The following is a 4,278-nucleotide window of genomic DNA, read 5'->3' on the forward strand; positions in this document are numbered from 1 at the left end:
CACGGGCGAGGGCTGGCTGTATCTCGCCGCGGTGCTGGATTTGGCAACCCGGAAGGTGGTGGGGTATTGGGCGACATGTAAAACTAGATCCCTGACGACATGAAGAACTGGACCCCTCGCGCCTACTTTTGAGAGGACGAGATGAGGTCACAGGAATGTCAGACTTCTCCCGGGGCGGAGGTCCCGCGGGGAGAGGCGATGCGAACGCCGGATGACGTGGCGGCGATGCTGCGGTTGAAGGCCCTGGGTTGGGGCATCAAGCGGATCGCCCGCGAACTGGGGTGCAGTCCCATGACCGTTCGTCGCTATTTGGCCGAAGGCGGCTACCGGGTCTACCGGCGTCCCGTCCGGCGCCGCACGCTGACTGGGCTCGAGGACTGGCTGGCCGAGCGCTTCCACCGCCATGCCGGCAATGCCGATGTGGTGCGCCAGGAGCTTGTGGCCGAGAAGGGGATTGACGTCAGCCTACGCACGGTGGAGCGGGCCGTCGTCGGTCTGCGGCGTGAGCTGGCGGCACAGGCGCGCGCCACGGTCCGTTTCGAGACCCCGCCCGGGCACCAGTTGCAGATCGACTTCGGCGAGCGGCGCGTCCTGATTGCCGGGATCTCCACCAAGGTGTTTCTGTTCGTGGCCACTCTGGGCTATTCGCGCCGCCTGCATGTCCGTGCCTTCTGCAACGAGCGCCAGGAGAGCTGGTTCGAGGGCCTGGAGAGCAGCTTCCGGCACTTTGGCGGGGTGACCACTGAGGTCCTGTTCGACAATGACCGTGGCCTGGTCCAGCACCATGACGTTCAAACGCGGGAAGTGGAGTTCAACGCCCGCCTGCGCGCCTTCGCCCGGCATTGGGGCTTCCGGCCGCAAGCCTGCTTTCCCTACCGGGCCCGGACCAAGGGCAAGGACGAACGCGGCGTTGGCTATGTGAAGAAGAACGCGGTCGCCGGACGTGCCTTTGAGAGTTTCGCTGCTCTGGAGGCTCATCTCGAGCAGTGGGTGCGCGAGGTAGCTGATCAGCGGGTGCACGGCACCACCGGGGAGGTGCCGGCCGAGCGCTTTGCCCGCCAGGAAGCCCAAGCCCTCAAGCCGCTGGATGGGATTCCATCCTTCCAGATTCTGCGGGAGGTCACGCGCAAGGTCCATGCCGACTGCGCCATTGAGATCGACGGCAATGCCTACTCAGTGCCATGGCGGCTGATTGGAGCGACCGTCCGGGTGGTGATCTCGGACGGGACCGTGCGCATCTGGCATGCCGGCCAGGAGGTGGCGGTGCATGCCCGGCAAGCGGGACGTCGGCAGCGTCTGGTCGATCCGGCGCACTTTGAGGGGGTTGCCGGCTTCGGCGGCAAGGTGGTCCGTGCCGAGCCTGCCGCGGGGATGTTGCTGCGGCCCCTGGCCGAATACGAAGCCGTAGCCGGGGGAGGCTTCTGATGGAGGTTTCGCACGACCATCTAATGGCGATGCTCACCCGGCTCAAGCTGACGGCCATCCGCGACCAGCTCGACAGCCTGGTGGATGAGGCCGCGCGGCGGGAGTTGACGATCCGGGAAGCCCTGGGACTGTTCTGCGAACGGGAGATCGCGCGCAAGGACGAGCGGCGGATCGAGATGAGCATTGGCCTGGCACGCTTTCCCTATGTGCGCGACCTGGCAGGATTCGACTTCGCGGCCCAGCCGTCGATCGACAAGGGCCAGATCAGGGAACTGGCCCTGGGCCGGTTCATTGCCAATGGCGAAGCCGTTCTGCTCTTGGGACCACCCGGGGTCGGCAAGACGCACCTTGCCGTGGCCCTCGGCCGGGAGGCGATCGTGGCCGGCTTATAGCGCGACGATCTGGATTGAGAGCGCGGCGATCAGGATCGGGCGATTGGCTGTCGCGGCGGAATGATGATTGTCGCCCCGCGACAGAGATGCAAGCGCTTTCTTGATTGTCGCTGCGAGCGTCAATCAGGATGAGGTTTTGATTGTCGCGCGCGTCGGCGGACGTCCTGGCCCCCGTTTGCGCTCGATGGCTTCTCTGCGGCGGTAGCTCTCGACATTCATCTCGAAGATGGTGGCGTGGTGCACCAAACGATCCACCGCGGCGAGCGTCATCGCTTGATCCGGGAAGACCGAGTTCCAGGCTCCAAAGGGCTGATTGGCCGTAATTAATAATGAGCGACGCTCGTACCGGGCGCCAATGAGTTCAAAGATGACGCTGGTTTCGGCCTGATCCTTGCTGACATAGGCCAGATCATCCAGGATCAGCAGATGGTACTTGTCGAGTTTGGCAATCGCCGCCTCGAGCTGCAGGTCCCGCCGCGCGCTCTGCAGCTTCTGCACCAGATCGGTGGTGCGGGTGAACAGCACCCGCCAGCCGTTCTCCACCAGGGCCAGGCCCAGCGCGCTCGCCAGATGCGATTTGCCCCCGCCCGGCGGGCCGAACATCAGCAGATTGGCGCCCTTCTCGAGCCAGCTGTCGCCGGCTGCCAGCGCCATCACCTGCGCCTTGCTGATCATCGGCACCGCGGAGAAGTCGAAGCTGTCGAGGGTCTTGCCGGGCAAAAGACGGGCCTCGTCGAGATGGCGCTGGATGCGCCGGCGGGCGCGCTCGGCCATCTCGTGCTCGGCCAGAGCCGCCAGGAAGCGGGCCGCCGGCCAGCCCTCCTTGTCGGCGCGGGCGGCAAACTCCGGCCAGATCGCCTTGATCGCCGGCAGCCGCAGATCACTCAAAGCCAGGGTCAGGCGACCGGCATCAATATCGGGGCTCGTCATGCGACCTCTCCCTGATCCACGCGGGCGAGGTCCTCGTAGGCGCTGAGCGGCGCATAGCAGACCGTGATGTCCGGTACGGCACCGGCATCCGGGCTGAAGCGGGCGCGTAAGCTCTTGAGATCCGGCAGCCGGCCGGCCTCCAGATCCTCGTCGAGGCGCGCGGCGAGGTCGGCCTCGCAGGCGCGCTCGTGCGCCAGGGCGAGCAGATCCACCATGGTGCGGCAGGCAACCCGGGCCGGCAGTTTGGCGCACATGGCCTCGAAGGCGCGGGCATAGGCTGGCCGGGGGAAGAGCTGATCGCGGTAGACCAGTCCCATCAGGGCCATGGGCTTGCGTCTGAGCGAATGGATCACATGCCGGTAATCGACCACATGCCCGTGCCGGCCGTTGGGATGGGCCCGCCCGCGCGGCAGCGTCATCTGGTGCGTGCCGCCGAGATAAATCTCAAGGCGATCGTCATACAGGCGCACCCGCAGCCGATGGCCGATCAGGCGCGAGGGTACGCTGTAGAACACCTTGCGCAAGACGAAGCCGCTGGTCGAGGTCACGGTCACGATGGCATCTTCGTAATCAGCGGTGCGCCGGTCCGGCAGCTCCTGAAGGGCAGCGCGTTCCCCCTCAATGCGCGGAGTGTTGCGGGCATTGCGGCGCCCGACCACCTCATCGACGAAGCGGCGGTAGGCACCAAGATCGGCGAAGTCGCGTGAGCCGCGCAGCAGCAGGGCGTCTTCGATCCCCTTCTTGAGATGGCCGTGCACGCTCTCGATCGAGCCGTTCTCGTGGGCGATGCCGGTGTTGTTGCGGCTCGGCTCCATGCCGTAATGGCTGCACAGGGCATCGTAGCGCCGGGTCAGGTCCTCGCGGGCATCGCGATCCAGGTTGCGGAAGGCGGCCGAGAGGCTGTCGCTGCGATGCTCGCGCGGAGCACCACCCAAGGCCCAGAGGGCGTTCTGCAGGCCCTCGGCCAGGGCGACATAGCTCTCGCCGCCGAGCACCACATGGGCATGCTCGAAGCCGGAATAGGCGAGCCGGAAGTGATAGAGCCGGTGATCGAGCGGCTGGCCGGCGATGGTGATGGCCCGATCGGCCATGTCGGTGAAGTCGGACAGGCCCATGCGGCCGGGCTCGTGCACCTGGCGGAAGATGACCTCCTGCTCGGGGCCGTGCAGGGCGCGCCAGGCGCGGACGCGGCGCTCCAGCGTGCGGCGAATGCCGGGGCCGAGGTCGGGATGGCGGCGGATGATCTCCTCGAAGAGGGCGACGGGGCGCAGGCTCGGAGCGGCTTGCAGCAGCGGGACGATCTCGCTGTCCCAGACGCTCGCGAGCGGGTCGGGGCGCCGGCGCCCGCGAGGAACCTTCTTCTGGGAGGGCAGCCGCGGGTCCTTGTCGAGGCGATAGGCGGTGGAGGGGCTGAAGCCGGCTTTGGCAGCGGCGATCGGAATGGTGTTGGAGTGACGGAACTTCATGTAGATACCGTCTGAGCGGTCAAGTCCGATGGGCAAGCGGAAACTGGTAAACGGTCCCGCTCCTA

3 protein-coding genes and 1 pseudogene are annotated in these 4,278 nt (G+C 66.4%); 2 read left to right on the plus strand and 2 right to left on the minus strand.

The window, feature by feature from the left end:
- Window positions 1–198 precede the first annotated feature (198 nt).
- Both istA (KBI52_RS02125) and KBI52_RS02130 read left to right on the plus strand, forming a co-directional pair.
- Window positions 199–1,425, plus strand: a complete 1,227-nt coding sequence (gene istA, locus KBI52_RS02125) for an IS21 family transposase (protein ID WP_210805019.1) — start codon at window positions 199–201, stop codon at window positions 1,423–1,425.
- Window positions 1,422–1,802 (plus strand): annotated as a pseudogene (locus tag KBI52_RS02130) (ATP-binding protein); the annotation flags it as partial. The gene istA (KBI52_RS02125) and the pseudogene KBI52_RS02130, both read left to right, overlap by 4 nt.
- Before the next feature lie 138 nt (window positions 1,803–1,940).
- On the opposite strand, the gene istB reads toward KBI52_RS02130, so the two are convergent.
- Both istB and istA (KBI52_RS02140) read right to left on the minus strand, forming a co-directional pair.
- The gene (gene istB / locus KBI52_RS02135; protein ID WP_210805021.1) at window positions 1,941–2,747 is read right to left on the minus strand and encodes an IS21-like element helper ATPase IstB; all 807 of its coding nucleotides are present in this window, start codon (window positions 2,745–2,747) and stop codon (window positions 1,941–1,943) included.
- Window positions 2,744–4,213: an IS21 family transposase gene (istA, locus tag KBI52_RS02140; RefSeq protein WP_210805026.1), complete on the minus strand. Its 1,470-nt coding sequence runs from the start codon at window positions 4,211–4,213 to the stop codon at window positions 2,744–2,746. Before istA (KBI52_RS02140) ends, istB begins: the two co-directional genes overlap by 4 nt.
- Window positions 4,214–4,278: the final 65 nt, after the last annotated feature.

This window comes from Microvirga sp. HBU67558 (genome assembly GCF_018069605.1).
GTDB classification, from domain to species: domain Bacteria; phylum Pseudomonadota; class Alphaproteobacteria; order Rhizobiales; family Beijerinckiaceae; genus Microvirga; species Microvirga terrae.

Excerpts from the sequence above, each read along its gene's own strand:
- istB (WP_210805021.1), bottom strand. The coding sequence starts at position 2,747 with ATGACGAGCCCCGATATTGATGCCGGTCGCCTGACCCTGGCTTTGAGT.
- istA (WP_210805019.1), top strand. The coding sequence starts at position 199 with ATGCGAACGCCGGATGACGTGGCGGCGATGCTGCGGTTGAAGGCCCTG.
- istA (WP_210805026.1), bottom strand. The coding sequence starts at position 4,213 with ATGAAGTTCCGTCACTCCAACACCATTCCGATCGCCGCTGCCAAAGCC.